Source organism: Rhodoferax sp. LB1P47 (assembly GCF_056521445.1).
Map to the genome: position 1 here is coordinate 1 of NZ_JBWMAU010000024.1, position 16,596 is coordinate 16,596.

11 protein-coding genes are annotated in these 16,596 nt (G+C 64.3%); 7 read left to right on the top strand and 4 right to left on the bottom strand.

Going from position 1 to position 16,596, the window contains the following annotated elements:
- Nucleotides 1–146 precede the first annotated feature (146 nt).
- The gene (locus tag AC0969_RS18350) at nt 147–2,789 is read left to right on the top strand and encodes a zinc-dependent metalloprotease (RefSeq protein WP_479625595.1); all 2,643 of its coding nucleotides are present in this window, start codon (nt 147–149) and stop codon (nt 2,787–2,789) included.
- A gap of 186 nt (nt 2,790–2,975) precedes the next feature.
- On the top strand, nt 2,976–4,541 hold the full coding sequence (locus AC0969_RS18355; RefSeq protein WP_479625596.1) for a methyl-accepting chemotaxis protein: 1,566 nt from the start codon (nt 2,976–2,978) through the stop codon (nt 4,539–4,541).
- Nucleotides 4,542–4,640: 99 nt separating this feature from the next.
- Here the strand turns inward: AC0969_RS18355 and AC0969_RS18360 are convergent, their stop codons facing one another.
- The 4 genes from AC0969_RS18360 to ffh form a co-directional block, all read right to left on the bottom strand.
- A complete protein-coding gene (locus tag AC0969_RS18360) occupies nt 4,641–6,203 on the bottom strand; it encodes a methyl-accepting chemotaxis protein (protein WP_479625597.1) in 1,563 nt (520 codons plus the stop codon).
- A 128-nt stretch (nt 6,204–6,331) separates the two neighbouring features.
- Entirely contained in the window at nt 6,332–7,885 is a 1,554-nt protein-coding gene (locus AC0969_RS18365) for a methyl-accepting chemotaxis protein (protein ID WP_479625598.1), read from the bottom strand.
- 269 nt (nt 7,886–8,154) lie between these two features.
- Nucleotides 8,155–9,729: a methyl-accepting chemotaxis protein gene (locus tag AC0969_RS18370; protein WP_479625599.1), complete on the bottom strand. Its 1,575-nt coding sequence runs from the start codon at nt 9,727–9,729 to the stop codon at nt 8,155–8,157.
- Nucleotides 9,730–10,161: 432 nt separating this feature from the next.
- Nucleotides 10,162–11,520 (bottom strand): signal recognition particle protein, encoded by a 1,359-nt coding sequence (ffh, locus tag AC0969_RS18375; RefSeq protein WP_479625600.1) that lies wholly within the window; start codon nt 11,518–11,520, stop codon nt 10,162–10,164.
- A 78-nt stretch (nt 11,521–11,598) separates the two neighbouring features.
- Here ffh and AC0969_RS18380 point away from each other — a divergent pair, with 78 nt between their 5' ends.
- Genes AC0969_RS18380 through ampD form a run of 5 tightly spaced genes read left to right on the top strand, consistent with a single transcriptional unit; the run spans nt 11,599 to nt 16,384 of the window.
- Nucleotides 11,599–12,399: a cytochrome C assembly family protein gene (locus AC0969_RS18380; RefSeq protein ID WP_479625601.1), complete on the top strand. Its 801-nt coding sequence runs from the start codon at nt 11,599–11,601 to the stop codon at nt 12,397–12,399.
- On the top strand, nt 12,396–12,626 hold the full coding sequence (locus AC0969_RS18385; protein ID WP_479625602.1) for a PP0621 family protein: 231 nt from the start codon (nt 12,396–12,398) through the stop codon (nt 12,624–12,626). Before AC0969_RS18380 ends, AC0969_RS18385 begins: the two co-directional genes overlap by 4 nt.
- Entirely contained in the window at nt 12,623–14,329 is a 1,707-nt protein-coding gene (locus AC0969_RS18390; protein WP_479625603.1) for a sensor histidine kinase, read from the top strand. The genes AC0969_RS18385 and AC0969_RS18390 overlap by 4 nt, the downstream gene beginning before the upstream one ends.
- 17 nt (nt 14,330–14,346) lie before the next feature.
- Nucleotides 14,347–15,792, top strand: a complete 1,446-nt coding sequence (locus AC0969_RS18395) for a sigma-54-dependent transcriptional regulator (protein WP_479625604.1) — start codon at nt 14,347–14,349, stop codon at nt 15,790–15,792.
- Entirely contained in the window at nt 15,773–16,384 is a 612-nt protein-coding gene (ampD, locus tag AC0969_RS18400) for a 1,6-anhydro-N-acetylmuramyl-L-alanine amidase AmpD (protein WP_479625605.1), read from the top strand. The genes AC0969_RS18395 and ampD overlap by 20 nt, the downstream gene beginning before the upstream one ends.
- Nucleotides 16,385–16,596 lie beyond the last annotated feature (212 nt).

Sequence of the window (16,596 nt, forward strand, 5' to 3'; positions counted from 1 at the left end):
GCCTTCTTGATTGCTGGCAAGCTTTCTCACTTACCGCCCAATCCGCTTCAAAAAGCAAGGATTCGTCCATGATCTGAGTGGGGGTAGTGGTGTGCCACCCGAAACGGAAGAGAGCCATTTTTACTCTAAAAATCACCCCCTGCGCCATGACAACGCTCTTTCTCCGCGTCTCGCTGCCTCTGGTTTTTTTGCTGGCCAGCTGCACCTCAACCACCACCAAGGTGACCCAGGCAGTGAACGAGGCCCAGGCGGCTGCCAACGTGGCCACCACCGCCGCCATCGCTGCCCAATCTGCCGCCAGTGCACCGCGTGCGGCCAGCGCTCCGCCGTCGCCCCTGCCGCTGTTTGCCACCGTGCTGCTGGGCACACAGCGCAGCATCGGCCTGTTTCCGGTGTACCAGCGGGACGAGCGCTTCTGGCTAGAGCTGGGGCCGGACGACTTTGGCAAACCCTTCTTTTTGTCGCCCAAGATGGCCAGCGGGATTGGCGAAGGCGGGCTGTTTGGCGGGCGCATGTTGGCCCCGCGTCTGGTGGAATTTCGCCGGGTGCACAACCTGGTGCAGCTGGTGGCGCGCAACACCGACTTCGTGGCCCCGCCCGGCACGCCCGAAGCCCGGGCCGTGGCCGCCGCCTACGCCCCCAGCCTGCTGGGCAGCACCCCGGTGGCCAGCCAGCCGCACCCCAACCGCCAAAGCGTGCTGGTGGATGCGGGCGCACTGTTCATCAACGACATGGGCGGCGTGGCCCAGGCGCTGGCCCAGACCTACCGACAAAACTACGCCGTGGACCCGCGCAACTCGGCCATCCTGAAGGTGCGCGGCACGCCCGAGCTGCTGGTGCTGGAGGTGCAAAACCACTACGCCACCGCCGGTATCGCCCTGCCCGCGCCCGGCAGCAGCCTGCCCGGCACGCCGCAGAACCTGGTGGACCCGCGCAGCATGTTCATCCAGATCCACTACTCGCTGGCCCGGCTGCCCGCGCAGACCATGCCGCCGCGCCGGGCCGACCCGCGCATTGGCCACTTTGTGGAAGCGGTAGACAACTATGGCGACGACCTGGCCCCCACCGCCCGGCAGCGCTTTATTGCCCGCTGGCGGCTGGACAAACAGGACCCGCTGGCGGAGCTATCTGAGCCGGTAAAACCCATTACCTACTGGATCGACCGCAGCGTGCCGCTGAAGTACCGCGAAGCCATCCGCGCGGGCATTCTGGCCTGGAACCCGGCGTTTGAGCGCATTGGCTTCAAGGACGCGATCCGGGTGCAACAGCAGCCCGACGATGCCGACTTCGACACGCTGGACTTTGGCCGCGCCTCGGTGCGCTGGAGCGTCAACAACAGCACCAGCTTTGCCGCCATCGGGCCGCGCCACGTGGACCCGCGCAGTGGCGAGATTCTGGATGCCGACATCCGCATCGAAAGCCAAAGCGTGCGCGCCACCCGCGCCACCGCCACCCGCCGCCTGGAGTCCAGCACCGCCGAGGCCGCCCAAGACTGCGATATCGGCGCGCAGATGGGCGAGCAACTGGCCTACGCGCTGGATCTGATGGCCGCCCAAGGCGACATCGCCCCCGACAGCCCCGAGGCCGAGCAGTTCGTGCACGACTACATCACCAGCATCACCGTGCACGAAGTCGGCCATACCCTGGGCTTGCGGCACAATTTCCGCGCCTCGCGGCTATTTACCCAGGCCCAACTGGCCAGCCCGGCCTTCACCCAGGCGCAGGGCCTGAGCGGCTCGGTGATGGACTACCTGCCGGTAAACCTGCCGCGGCCCGGCCAGCCGCGCCCGGCGGCCTTCCAGGCCACGCTGGGCCCCTATGACTACTGGGCCATTGACTACGCCTACCGCCCCATCCCACCCGCCGTAGAGGCCGCCACACTGGCACAGATTGCCGGGCGCAGCGCCGAGCCCGCACTGGCTTTTGGCACCGATGAAGATTTCTATCTGGGCGCCGACCCCGAAACCCTGCAACGCGACCTGGGCGACAACCCGGTGGCCTTTGCCCAGCAGCGCTTCGCCATCGCCCACAGCGTGTTCCAGCGGCTGGAGGCCCGGCAGCCCCCGCCCGACCAAGACTGGGGCAGCCTGCGCCGCCTGCTGCGCGAATCGCTGAACGACGCGGGTACGGCCACCGGCATCCTGCTGCGCCAGCTGGGCGGCGTGCGCATGCTGCGCGACTTTGCCAACACCGGCCGCGACCCGGCACAAAACACGCCCGCCACCGAGCAGCGTGCCGCGCTCAACCTGCTGCTGCGCGAAGTGCTGGCCGCCGATCGCTTTGCCATCTCGCCCCAGCTCCAGCGCCGCCTGGTGCCCGACTACCTGGCCCGCGCTGAAAACCCGTCCAGCGCCGGCGACCTGCCCCTGGCCCGTGAAGTGCTGGGCCTGCGCCTGCTGGTACTGAACCAGCTGATGGGCGACGCACTGGCCGCACGGCTGCTAGACAACGACAGCCGCCTGCTCCCCCGTGACGACGCGCTGCGCCTGCCCGAGCTGGTGCGCCGGGTCGAAGCCGAGGTGTGGGCCGACATGCTCACCGCCCAGCCCGAGCAGCGCGAACTGCAATACGCCTACACCGCACGCCTGGCGGCGCTGGTGTTGCGCCCCGGCGGTGCGCCCCGTGCCGATGCCCAGCGCATGGTGCGCAGCCAGGCCAGCGCCCTGCTGGCGCGCATCACCGCCGCACGGGTGCAGCGCAGCAGCACCGAAGCCACCCGCCAGCACCTGGCCGACAGCGCCCTGACCCTGCGCAATGCCTTGGCGGCCAAAGTAGTGCGCCCCGGCTAAAAAGTAGCCAAAACAGCCACTTGCGCATATACAACATACGCAAGACGCTATTAATAAAGCAGCACAAACACGCCCAAAGGACGGAAATAAAGACCGCACATTAGCGTATATACGGTTTCCCAAATCGCCCGGAAATGGGACGCTTTGTAAGTTTTCTGACCCTTCCGTCCTTCCTGAAAGCGCACCATGATCTTCAACGGGTTACGCCATATGAGCATCGCCAAACGACTGGCCATGCTGAACATCAGCGCGCTGATCGGCCTGCTGGTACTGACCACCGTGTTCCTGACCTCTGAACGCCAGCTCATCATGGAAGAGCGCCAAAACAGCGTGCGCCAAGCGGTCGAGGTGGCCCACAGCTTGGTGGCCAACTACCACGGCCTGGTCGCGCAAGGCAAGGCCACCGATGCCGAGGCCCAGAAGCTTTCCATCGCCGCGCTGAAGGTCATGCGCTACAGCGGCAAGGAATACATGTGGATCAACGACATGCAGCCCACGATGGTGATGCACCCCATCAAACCCGAGCTAGACGGCAAGAGCCTGGCCGAGAACAAAGACCCCACCGGCAAACGCCTGTTTGTGGAGTTTGTGAACGTGGTCAAGGCCAATGGTGCGGGCTACGTCAACTACATGTGGCCCAAGCCCGGTAGCGAAAACCCGGTGCAAAAGGTGTCGTATGTCAAAGGCTTTGCGCCCTGGGGCTGGGTGATTGGCTCGGGCGTGTACATCGACACGGTAGACGCCACCATCCGGGGCCGGATCATCAGCTTTGGCGCGGGCACGCTGGTGCTGGTGGCACTGCTGCTGGGTCTGGGCATGCTGATTGCGCGCGGCCTGCTGGGCCAACTGGGCGGTGAGCCCGACTACGCGGCCGACATCACCGGCCACATGGCACGCGGTGATTTGTCTATCCCCATCAGCTTGCAGCCCGGCGACACCCACAGCCTGCTGCACGCCATCCACGGTATGCGCGACAGCATTGCCAACATCGTCGGCCAGGTGCGCAGCGGCACCGACAGCATCGCCGCCGCCGCCAGCGAAATCGCCCAAGGCAACAACGACCTGTCGGTACGCACCGAGCACCAGGCCAGCGAGCTGGAGAAAACCGCCTCGTCGATGGCGCACCTCACCACCACCGTGAAGCAAAACGCCGACAACGCCCGCCATGCCAGCCAGCTGGCCGCAGCCGCCTCGACCGTGGCCGTCAAGGGCGGCACCGTGGTGGCGCAAATTGTGGGCACGATGGGCACGGTGAACGCCAGCTCCAACAAGATCGTGGACATCATTGGCGTGATCGACGGCATTGCCTTTCAGACGAATATTTTGGCCCTGAATGCCGCCGTGGAAGCCGCCCGCGCGGGCGAGCAAGGCCGGGGCTTTGCGGTGGTGGCCAGCGAGGTGCGCTCGCTGGCACAGCGCAGCGCAGCCGCTGCCAAAGAGATCAAGACCCTGATCAACGAGTCGGTCAGCAACGTCGAGCACAGCACCCGGCTGGTCAACGACGCCGGCACCACCATGACCGAGGTAGTGCAAAGCGTAAAGCGCGTAACCGACATCATCAACGAGATCGCCGCCGCCAGCCAAGACCAGTCGCAGGGCATCGACCAGATCAACGGAGCCATCACCGCTATGGACGGCGTGACCCAGCAAAATGCTGCCCTGGTGGAAGAAGCCGCGTCCGCCGCCGAATCCATGCGCCACCAGGCCGAGCGTTTGTCGGAGCAGGTGAGCGTGTTCAAGCTAAAAAGCTAAGCGCTTGTGCTATCGGCCAGGGGCTTTTTTATTCAATGCGAAATATGCCTTTAACGCATATTTCACCTACGCAAGCAGCTATTTAAATAATAGCAACCACTAACGGTGTGCCAGCGCGGGTGGTGCAGTAAACACCGCCACCGCATCCACCAGATCTTGCGCCTGGGTGCGCATGCTGCTGGCGGCAGCTGCCATTTGCTCGACCAAAGCGGCGTTTTGCTGGGTGCTGCGGTCCATCTGGCCCACCGCATGCCCCACCTCGGACACCCCGGTGCTCTGCGCACGGCTGGCCTGGTTGATCTCGGCCATGATGCCGGTAACGCTGCCAATCGCCTCTACCACTTGGGCCATGGTGGCACCGGCTTTGTCCGCCAGCCGGCTGCCCTGCTCCACCCGGCTCACGCTGGCCGCAATCAGCAGTTTGATGGCTTTGGCGGCATCGGCACTGCGCCCGGCCAAGCTGCGCACCTCGCTGGCCACCACCGCAAAGCCCCGGCCCTGCTCGCCCGCGCGGGCGGCTTCCACGGCGGCATTCAGGGCCAGGATGTTGGTCTGGAAGGCGATGCCGTCGATCACGCTGATGATGTCGGCAATCTGGCGCGAGCTGTCGTTGATGCCGCGCATGGTCTGCACCACCTCGGTCACCACCGCGCCCCCCTGCTGCGCCACCTGGCTGGCACTTTGGGCCAGTTGGCTGGCGTGGGCGGCGTTCTGGGCGTTGTGCTGCACGGTGGCGCCCAGCTGCTCCATCGAGGCAGCGGTTTGCTGCAAAGCGCTGGCCTGCTGTTCGGTGCGCTCGCTCAGGTCCTGGTTGCCATGGGCGATCTCGGCGCTGGCGGTGGACACACTGTCTGCCCCCTGGCGCACGCTGGCCACCAGGCTGCGCAGGCTGGTTTGCATGGCTGCCAGCGCCTGCATCACCACCGCAATTTCGTTGCGCCCCGAGGTGTCGATATGCTGGTTTAAATCGCCCCGGGCCACGGCATGGGCCAGCGCCCCGGCCCGCAGCAGCGGAGCCGAAATACCCCGCATCAGCGCCCAGCCAAACCACATGGCAAACAGCAGGCCCAGCCCCATCGCCGCCAGACTGGCGTTGCGGATCGCGTGGTAGCGCTGCACCGCCTGGTGGTGGTCGCTGCCAGCTTCGTCTTGCAGCAGGCGGGTAAGGGCCTGGATGTCCTGGCTGATGGGGTTGAACAGCGCACTGAACTGGCCCAACACCAGCATCTGGGCGGGTAAAAAATCATCGTCGCGCAGCGCCGCCATCGTCGGCTGCAAGCCTTGCTGGATAAATTTTTGGCGTTTCGCGGTCAAGGCGCTGCGCAGACTATCGGCCCCGGCCGACAGAGGGGTGGCCTGCAAGGCATCCCAGGCCTGTAGCGACTGGGCGGTCAGGGCATCAATCTCTTTCAAATTTTTAGCCACCACCGCAGGCGATGACGAGTCGATCAGGGTGTCCGAAATCACCTGCCGCACCCGCATGGCCAAGAACTGGTAGTCGCCCAACGCAGCCACCGACTGCATGCGCTGCGTGTACATGGCCTCTACCACCGCGTTGGCCTGGACAATGCCCGTCAACCCCAATGAACCCACCGCCACCAGCAGGGCCGACAGCACGCCAACCAAGAGCATCAGCCGGGTGGATATTTTTAGATTTTTCATGCGCGCCCTTTACACCCCGTTACAACCAGAATCGGTTGGAGTGCACGGTAGCGCTGCAATGTGTCAGTTTTATTACGGGCCGGTGACGAATTTCCACGCCACGCTGCGTAGGCCGCAGCAATTACAGACTAGCGCAGCGTGAACACCGCGACGGCGGCGACCAGGTCGTCGGCCTGGCTCTTCATGCTGCTGGCTGCGGCGGCCATTTGTTCGACCAGGGCGGCGTTTTGCTGGGTCACGAGGTCAATCTGGCCGACCGCCTCACCGATTTGCGACACCCCGGCGCTTTGTTCACCGCTGGCGGCGCTGATTTCCCCCACGATTCCGGTCACCCGGCGGATTGCGCTGACCACCTCGGTCATGGTGGCCCCGGCTTTGTCCACCAGCACGGTGCCCTGCGCAACCCGGTCTACGCTGGCCGAGATCAGCAGTTTGATTTCTTTGGCCGCCTCGGCGCTGCGTCCGGCCAGGGAGCGCACCTCGCTGGCCACCACTGCAAAGCCCCGGCCTTGCTCCCCGGCACGGGCGGCTTCCACGGCGGCATTCAGCGCAAGAATATTCGTCTGGAAGGCGATGCCGTCGATCACGCCAATGATGTCGGCAATGCGCTTGGAGCTGTCGTTGATGCCCTGCATGGTGGTCACCACCTCGGCCACCACCTCGCCACCTTGCACAGCCACGGCACTGGCACGCAGGGCCAATTGGTTGGCTTCGGCGGCACTGTCGGCGTTTTGCCGCACGGTGGCGCTCATCTGTTCCATGGACGCAGCGGTTTCCTCCAGGGAGCTGGCTTGCTGTTCGGTGCGGGCACTCAGGTCGTGGTTGCCCTGGGCGATTTCGGCGCTGGCAGACGCCACCTGCTCCGAGCCCTGGCGGACCTGGGTGACGAGCTGCACCAGGCTGGCTTGCATGCTCTGCAACTGGGCCATCAGGCTGGTGGTGTCGCCAGCCCGCAGCCGGATGGTGACCCCCAGGTTGCCCGACGCCACGCTCTGGGCCAATTGGGTGGCCGTGCCGGGTTCGGCGCCGAGCTGGAGCACGATGGAGCGGGTGATCAAGGCCCCGGCCACCGCCGCCAACAGTACGCTGAATACGCCAAAGCCGATCAGCAGTATGCGGGCCCCGTTGTAGCTTTCCATCGCCGAGTCAAATTCTTCCGTGCTAAGGGTTTGCTGCAAATGGATGTTCTCGGCGATGGCCTCTTGCCAGAGCGTGTTGGCCGGGCCAGCCTCTTTGAGCAGCAGGGCAACAGCCTCGGCAGCCTTGTCGGCCATGCCGAATGCAATCACCTGGTTGTTCAGCGCACGGGAAACTTCGGCGGCATGTGCAATCTTGGCCCGCAGAGTCTTGCCGGCCTCGCTGGGGGGAAACTTGTTCAACGCCTCCCACGAGGCGTCATAGCTGCTGCGCGCCTCGGCGATTTTGAGCATCTCGCGGTCTTTGCTGGCTTTGTCATCCAGTAGCACAACGGTGCGGATGACCCGGGCAACAATGTGTACACCCTGCGACAAGGCGGAGTTGATCTCGATCTTGACGTTATTGACCTTCACCACGTCCTGCAAGTCGTGCGCCACACCGGCCAGCTTGTGCAAGGCCAGAGCGACCGATAGCAGCGATAGCAACACCACTAAACCAAAACCAAAACTCAGACGGGTGCTGACTTTAAAGGCAGAAAGTTGCATGGGATGCTCCTTTAGACGAGGGTAAAAAGCTATCGCAAGTACTTTCTTGCGATAGCTTTAACTGTGCGCCATCAAGGTAACACGTAACTTATCGTAAAGATGATCTCCATACGATTGGTTACAAATAGCCAGCCTTTGGCCAGGGTTATTTCCAGGTCAGGCCGCAGCATCCGCCACATAAAATAATAGCTGCTAGCGCCCATCTGGTGGGCGCTAGCAGCTAAAAACATACTCCGACACGAGCGCGTGCCAGCAAGCGCTGACGAACCTCAGCGCGACGCGATCCGCGCCAACCCGCCGCCCACGGGTAATACAAATACCGCCACCGCATCCACCAGATCTTGTGCCTGGGTGCGCATGCTGCTGGCGGCGGCGGCCATTTCTTCGACCAGGGCAGCGTTTTGCTGGGTGGTCTGGTCCATCTGGGTCACGGCCTCGCCCACCTGGGACACGCCCAGGCTTTGCTCACGGCTGGCGGCACTGATCTCGCCCATGATGTCGGTGGCGCTGCGGATGGCCGCTACCACCTCGGCCATGGTGGCCCCGGCTTTATCGACCAGCACCGTGCCCTGGGCCACCCGGTCCACACTGGCCGAAATAAGCTGCTTGATTTCCTTGGCCGCATCGGCACTGCGCCCGGCCAGGCTGCGCACTTCGCTGGCCACCACCGCAAAGCCCCGGCCCTGCTCGCCCGCACGGGCGGCTTCCACGGCGGCATTCAGCGCCAGGATGTTGGTCTGGAAGGCGATGCCGTCGATCACGCTAATGATGTCGGCAATCTTTTTCGAGCTGGCATTGATACCCTGCATGGTGGTCACCACCTCGGCCACCACCTCGCCACCCTGCACCGCCACTTCGCTGGCGCGCCGGGCCAGTTGGTTGGCCTGGGCCGCGCTGTCAGCGTTTTGCCGCACGGTGGAACCCAGCTCTTCCATCGACGCAGCGGTTTGCTCCAGCGCGCTGGCCTGGTGCTCGGTGCGGGCACTCAGGTCGTGGTTGCCCTGGGCGATTTCGGCACTGGCGGTGGACACGCTTTCCGAGCCTTGGCGCACGGTGGACACAACCTGCGACAGGCTGGCCTGCATGGCGGCCAGGGCCTGCATGACCACCGCCACTTCGTCTGTACCCGAGGTGTCGATGGACTGGTTCAAGTCGCCCCGGGCCACGGCATTGGCCACTTCGCCCGCCCGCAGCAATGGCCGGGTGATGCTGCGCATCAGCGTGTACCCAAACAGGGCGGCAAACACGATCCCCAATGCGATAGCTCCCAGGAATGTGGCCCGGATGGTGGTGTAGCGGAGCACCGCATCCTCAAAGTCGTTCTGGGTGTCGGCCTTGGTCAGGGCCAGCAGGTTGCCTATATCCACAAACACCGGGTCGAACAAATCGCCAAACTTGCGCACTGCCAGCACCCGCGCAGTGGCCACGTCCTCATCGGCCAGGGCCTGGAGTGCGGGGCGCAGTCCTTCTTGCATGATCTTTTGTTGTTTGGCGGCAATCGCCTTGACCAGCGCATCGCCCTCGGGCCCCATGGGCGCGGCTTGCAGCGTGACCCAGAGTTTGTCGACTTTGAGGATGTTGGCCTCGGCTTCGGCCGTGGCTTTGGCGATTTTCTCGGGCACGGGGGACAGCAGCGCATTGGAGATAAGCTGCCGGTTACGCATGGTCAAAAACTGGAATTCGGCCACCGCACTTTGGGTTTGCATGCGGTCCGTCACCATCGTCTGCATGGCCGCATTGGACTTGGCAAGCCCCAGCAAACCCACACTCCCAATCGCAACCAATAACGCCGACAACATCCCGACCAGCACCAGCAACCGGGTAGATATTTTGAGATTTTTCATGCGTATCGTCTTTGTTGCCAAATGTAAGTGGCCACCAGAATACACTGGATTGCCACTTATTCTGGCCATCAAACAAAGGCGAATACCCCCTCCAAGGGTTTTACCGGATACATCGCTTAGCACCGCAAAAAACCACAAAAACCATAGCGCCTAGCGCAATTGGCACTTGCGCTAGCAACCTAAAAAGCCTGTAAAACTTCTGCCAAACAAGGTCAAAAGTCGTGGGGGCGGGCCAAGCTGGCCACCACTTTCAAATGGCCGCTAAAGGACGCAGGCAATGACACCTCAGATGTAACGCAATTCACGGAATGGCTGGTCAGAATGACCTAAAACACATTGCCCAACCGTAAAAACAACTCTTCCAGGGAGGCCGTGGAACCAGCTTTGCCGAGTCACTCGTGTAACCCTTGCGTGGCGACAGGGGGATATGCGTCAAAACTTCGGCATGCCCTTCATACCGCCCATGCGCTTGATCATCTTCATCATGCCGCCACCCTTCATCTTCTTCATCATGTCTTGCATCTGGCCAAACTCGTTGAGCATGCGGTTCACCTCTTGCACTTGCACACCAGCACCGGCGGCGATGCGGCGCTTGCGGGTGGCTTTGATCAGGTCGGGCTTGCGGCGCTCCAGCGGGGTCATGCTGTAGATGATGCCCTCCTTGCGGCGGATGTCGCGCTCGGCCTTGTCCATGTCCATCGCCCCGGCTTTGGCGGCCATCTGGGCGGGCAGTTTGTCCATCAGGCTAGACAGGCCACCCATCTGCTTCATCTGCTGGATCTGGCTTAAAAAGTCGTTCAGGTCAAAGCTTTCACCGCTTTTGACCTTGGCGGCCAGCTTTTGCGCCGCCGCCATATCGACCCCGGCGGTGACCTGCTCAACCAGAGCCAGGATGTCGCCCATGCCCAGCACCCGCCCGGCGTGGCGTTCGGCATCGAACACTTCCAGCCCGTCGATCTTTTCGCTGGTGCCGGCAAACTTGATCGGCACGCCAGTCACATGGCGCACCGACAGGGCCGCGCCGCCGCGTGAGTCGCCGTCGGTCTTGGTGAGGATGATGCCGGTCAGCGGCAGCGCATCGGAGAAGGCCCGGGCGGTGTTGATCGCATCCTGGCCCTGCATGGCATCGACCACAAACAGGGTTTCCACCGGCTTGAGGAAGGCGTGCAGCTCGGTGATTTCGCGCATCAGCACTTCGTCGATGGCCAAGCGACCGGCGGTATCGACCAGCAGCACGTCAAAGTAGTGCTTGCGGGCGTAGTCGATGGCGGCGGCGGCAATATCCAGCGGTTTCTGGTCGGGCGTGCTGGGGAACCACTCGGCCCCGGCTTGCTGGGTGACCATCTTGAGCTGCTCGATGGCCGCCGGGCGGTACACGTCGCCGGACACGGTGAGCACTTTCTTTTTGCGCTTTTCGATCAGGTGCTTGGCCAGCTTGGCGGTGGTGGTGGTTTTACCCGCTCCCTGCAAACCGGCCATCAGGATCACGGCGGGCGGCTGGGCGGCCAGATTGATGTCGCTGACCCCCTCGCCCATCGTGCGGCTGAGTTCGCGGTTGACGATGCCCACCAACGCCTGCCCGGGCGAGAGTGAGCCCATCACCTCTTGGCCCAGCGCCTTTTCTTTCACCCTGGCGATGAAGTCTCGCACCACCGGCAGGGCCACGTCGGCCTCCAGCAGGGCCATGCGCACTTCGCGCAGCATGTCGGCCACGTTGGACTCGGTGATACGGGCCTGGCCCCGGATTTCTTTGACCAGGCGGGAGAGTTTGTCGGTAAGGGCGGAGGCCATAAAGAAGTGTCCGGGGAGGGTTGTGCAGGCGACGAAGGGGGAAAGAAAGGGGAAAGGCTGAAACGCTAAACTTGTCTGATGATTTTAACGACCGCGCCCCTTGCCACCGTGCTGCTGTTTGCCGCCACGGCGCTGGCTTACGCTGTGCCTGCGGTGGGTGCTGCACGCTTGAGCATGCGCGCCAGCCGGGCGGCGCTGTGGCTGGCCTGGCTGCTGCACGCACTGGTGCTGAGCCTGGGCCTGTTTGGCATGCCGCCGCGCTTTGGCTTTGCGCCCGCGCTGTCGGTCACCGCCTGGCTGGTGCTGACGGTGTACGCAGTAGAAACCCATTTATTTCCCCAATTGCAAGCCCGCTGGGCACTGGCCGGGCTGGGCGCGGTGGCGGTGCTGCTGGCGCTGCTGTTCCCCGGCACGCCGCTGCACGAAATGGCCTCGCCCTGGTTGCCGCTGCACTGGGCGCTGGGCATTGCCTCGTACGGCCTGTTTGCCGCCGCCGTAGTGCATGCCTGGCTGATGACCCGGGCAGAACAACAAATGCGCAAAGCCGCCGACTCGGCCAGCGGTATCCCGCTGCTGACGCTGGAGCGGCTGACGTTCCGGCTGGTGAGTGCCGGCTTTGTACTGCTATCGGCCACGCTGCTGGTGGGCTGGCTGTTTGGCGAGCAGCTCTACGGCGTGCACGGCTGGCGCTGGAGCCACAAGACCGTGTTTTCGGCACTTTCATGGCTGACCTTTGCGGTGCTGCTGCTGGGCCGCAGCCGCTTTGGCTGGCGCGGCCGCAAAGCAGTGCGGGTGCTGTACGCCGGGGCCGGGCTGCTGCTGCTGGGCTATGTGGGCTCGCGCTTTGTGCTGGAAGTAGTGCTGGGGCGGGTCACATGAAGCTGCTGGTGGTCTTACTGGCCGTGCTGTTGGGCGTGTGGCTGTGGCGCTCCAAGCGGGTGGCGGCCAAGCGCCCCCCGCCCGGCAAGCCATCTACCGCGTTGCAAAACATGCTGCCCTGCAAAGTCTGCGGCGTGCTGTTGCCCGCGACCGAGGCCCTGACCACCGCGCACGGCAGCTACTGCGGCCCGGCACACCAGCGACAGGCCGAGCAGGCCCAGCGGTGACCCCCGCCAGCCTTGCAGCCCCACTGGTGGAGCCCGACCCGCTGGCGCTGGGCCGGGTGTGGTACGGGTTCATGACAGCCCGGGTAACGATTGCGCTGGCCATTCTGGTTTGGCATGGTGCACTGCTAGCGCTGGGGCAGACGGTATCGCCCTGGTTGCTGCTGCTGTGCAGCGGCTACCTGGCCAGTGCCCTGGTGCTGCGCCTGACCGGCCGGCCCAGCCGCACCGAGCGGCTCGCCACGCGCTTCTGGATCGGCACGGTGGGAGCAGATGCCCTGGTGTTCTCCACGCTGCAATTGATGCAGTCGGCAGGCAACATCAACTACAGCCCGTTGCTGGGCGTGCCGGTACTGCTGGCCGCCGTACTGGGCACCCGGGCCATCGCCCTGGGCACGGCGGCGGGCATGACGCTGCTGTTGCTGCTGCTAGACATCTGGAAACTGAGCCACCGCCAAGCCGGTGACGAAGCCACCCTGCTGATGCAAAGTGGCCTGACCGGTATGGGCTATTTTGTGGTGGCCTTCCTGGTCAACCAACTGGCCGCCCGGCTGGAGCGCGAAGAGCAACTGGCCCTGCGCAGCCAGATGGACGCGCAGCTGCAAACCCGGGTCAACGAACTGGTGATTGAAAGCCTGACCGATGGCGTGCTGGTGGTCGATGTCCACGGCCACACCCGCGCAGCCAACCCGGCGGCCCGGCTGCTGCTGGGCACCGACAGCAGCACCGGCCCCGGGCCCTTGCAACTGGGTAGCCAGCCCGGCTGGCAGGGGCTGATGGCGCTGGCGCAAAAAACCTTTGCCGACGAAACCAGCCAGCAGGCCGACATCCGGCTCCAGCACACCGGCCGCAGCCCGCGCCGGGTGCGGGTGCGCACCCGCATGACCGCCGCCTTCGAGGGCCAGGCCGACAGCCTGTGCGTGATGTTTTTGCACGATCTGCGCGAGATGGAGGCCCGGCTGCGCACCGAGAAAATGGCCGCTATGGGCCGTATGTCGGCCGCCGTGGCCCATGAAATCCGCAACCCGCTGGCGGCCATCAGCCAAGCCAACGCCTTGCTGGAAGAAGACCTGAGCGACCCGGCCCAGCAGCGGCTGACCACGATGGTGCGGCACAACGCCCAGCGGCTGTCCAAAATTGTCGATGAGGTACTGGAGATTGCCCGCGTGCCCCCACTGCCGGGGCCGCACAACCCGCCCGTGCAGACCAAGTTGGACGAATCGATAGACGCGGTATGCCGCGACTGGTCACAGCAAGACCCGGCGCGGCGCGAGGCGCAGGTGGCGCTGGGCACGCTGGGTTTGCCGGTGGACTTTGACCCCGACCACCTGCGCCGCGTGCTGGTCAACCTGCTGGACAACGCCCACCGCTACGCCAGCGGGCAAGCCGATGCCATCCAGGTGAGCACCCACCTTGCGGCCAATCGGCAATCCAGCCTGCTGGTGTGGAGCGATGGCACGCCGATGGAGCAGGCGGTGGAACAGCATTTGTTCGAGCCTTTTTTCAGCTCCGAGAGCCGATCCAGTGGTTTGGGTCTGTATATTTGCCGGGAACTGTGCGAGCGCCACCGGGCCACCATCGGCTACCAGCGCGCCACCCGGCAGCGCAACGGTCTGGCGGTGCCGGGCAATGAATTTTTTGTGCAGTTTCGTCCGCCCAAACCCAGCACGCTGGTGGCGCGGCCTTTTGACATCCAGCCGGTCTGACCCATCCCCCTCCCCCCATGGCCCAGCCCCCTTCCCAGCCTGCCGCATCCGTCCTGGTGGTGGACGACGAGCCCGACCTGCGTACCCTGTACGAGTTGACCTTGCTGCGCGAGGGCTACCGCATCGACACCGCCGCCGACCTGCAAGAAGCCCGCGTGTTGCTGGACACCCAGCGCTTTGACGTGGTGATCACCGACATGCGCCTGCCCGACGGCTTGGGGATTGCCCTGCTGCACAGCCTGAAAGCCCAGCAGCGGCCCGAGCGCGTGATCGTCATGACCGCCTACGGTTCGGCCGAAAACGCGGTTGAAGCCCTGAAAGCCGGGGCCTTCGACTACCTGACCAAGCCGGTAGACCTGAAGCAGTTTCGCGCCGTGGTGGCCTCCGCCATCCAAGATCCCCGCCAGGCCACGCGGCCCACAATTAGTAGTGAAAAAGCTATTCCACGCATATCTGACGGGCGGGAGGCGCTACAAAAATTAGTAGGCACATCTGAGGCCATGCAGCTGGTCAAGCAACGCATCGTCAAGGTGGCCCGCAGCATGGCGCCAGTGCTGGTGCGCGGTGAATCCGGCACCGGCAAAGAGCTGGTGGCCCAGGCCCTGCACGCCAACAGCCACCGCGCCGCCGGGCCGCTGGTGGCGGTGAATTGCAGCGCCATCCCCGAGAATCTGCTGGAGGCCGAGTTTTTTGGGGCCAAAAAAGGCTCGTACACCGGTGCCGTGCAAGACCGGCCGGGCTACTTCCAGGCGGCCCGCGACGGCACCCTGTTTCTGGACGAAATCGGCGACCTGCCACTGGCCATGCAGTCCAAGCTGCTGCGCGCCATCCAGGAGCGCAGCGTGCGCCCGCTGGGCTCCACCCAGGAGGACGCGGTGGACGTGCGCATCGTCAGCGCCACCCACAAAGACCTAGCCGCCGATGTGAAGGCCGGGCGCTTCCGGCAAGACCTGTACTACCGGCTAAACGTGATCGAGATCGCCGTGCCCCCGCTGCGCGAGCGCCGGGGCGACCTGCCCGCGCTGTGCGAGGCGCTACTGGCCCGCATAGCCCAGGAATCCGGCATGCCGGTGCCCCTGCTGTCGCCCGAGCTGCTGGCGCAACTGGCCAGCCACCCCCTGAGCGGCAATGTGCGCGAGCTGGAAAACCTGCTGCACCGCGCCGTGGCGATGGGCGATGGCGACGCCTTGCACGTCGATTTCGACCCCGACTTCGATGCCACCGAGCCGGCTCCGTTGGCAGAAATCCCAGCCGCCTTAGCCCCCCCCGCCGAAATCCCCAGCGATCTGCAAGCCTTTTTGGACCAGCAAGAGCGCGACATTTTGGTCAAGGTGCTGAGTGAAACGGGCTTTAACCGCACCGCCACCGCCCAGCGCCTGGGCCTGAGCCTGCGCCAGATCCGCTACCGCATCGAACGCCTGAACATCGCCACCCCGCAAGACAATGAACCCCAAGACCCCTGATCACCACGCGGCAGCACAAGCCCCGCTGTGGCACAACGGCTGGTACCGGTTTGCCCGGCAGCAGCCGTCGCCCAACTTCGGCCCCAGGCCCGAGGGCGCGCGCACCGACCTGGTGGTGCTGCATTCCATCAGCCTGCCGCCAGGCCAGTACGGCGGCGACGCGGTGCAGGCCCTGTTTGGCAACACGCTGGACTGGAGCGCCCACCCGTACTTTGAAAGTATCCGGGGCCTACAGGTATCGGCCCACTTCTACATCCGCCGCCAAGGCGAGCTGTGGCAGTTTGTGAGCGCCAACAACCGGGCCTGGCACGCCGGGGCCTCGCAGTACCGGGGCCGCAGCAACTGCAACGACGACTCGATCGGCATCGAACTCGAAGGCCTGGAGGGCGAAGCCTTCGAGCCGGAGCAATACGACACCCTGGTCAGCCTGCTGGCCGCGCTGCGCCCCAGCTACCCCATCCACTTTGTCGCAGGCCACGAGCACATCGCGCCAGGCCGCAAACACGATCCGGGGGCCGGATTCACTTGGGCAGTAGTGCAGCGCGGCACGGGCTGGGATGCGCGTTGCTTTCCATCGGCGGCGCAAATATAAAAAATGTAACAATGCGGGCCCTTTCAGCGCAACACAAGTCGCAATGGATGCCACGCAGAACCAAGCACTGCGCCGTTTTGCGGGGCAAATGCGCTGCCAAGCCGCTTGTTTATTGGGTGCGCATACCGCACGCCTGATCGGGTAAGGCTTACCGGGCGATTCCAGCCACAGGGGCTGAAAACCCCTACCCACCCACAGCCGTCCAACGCAAG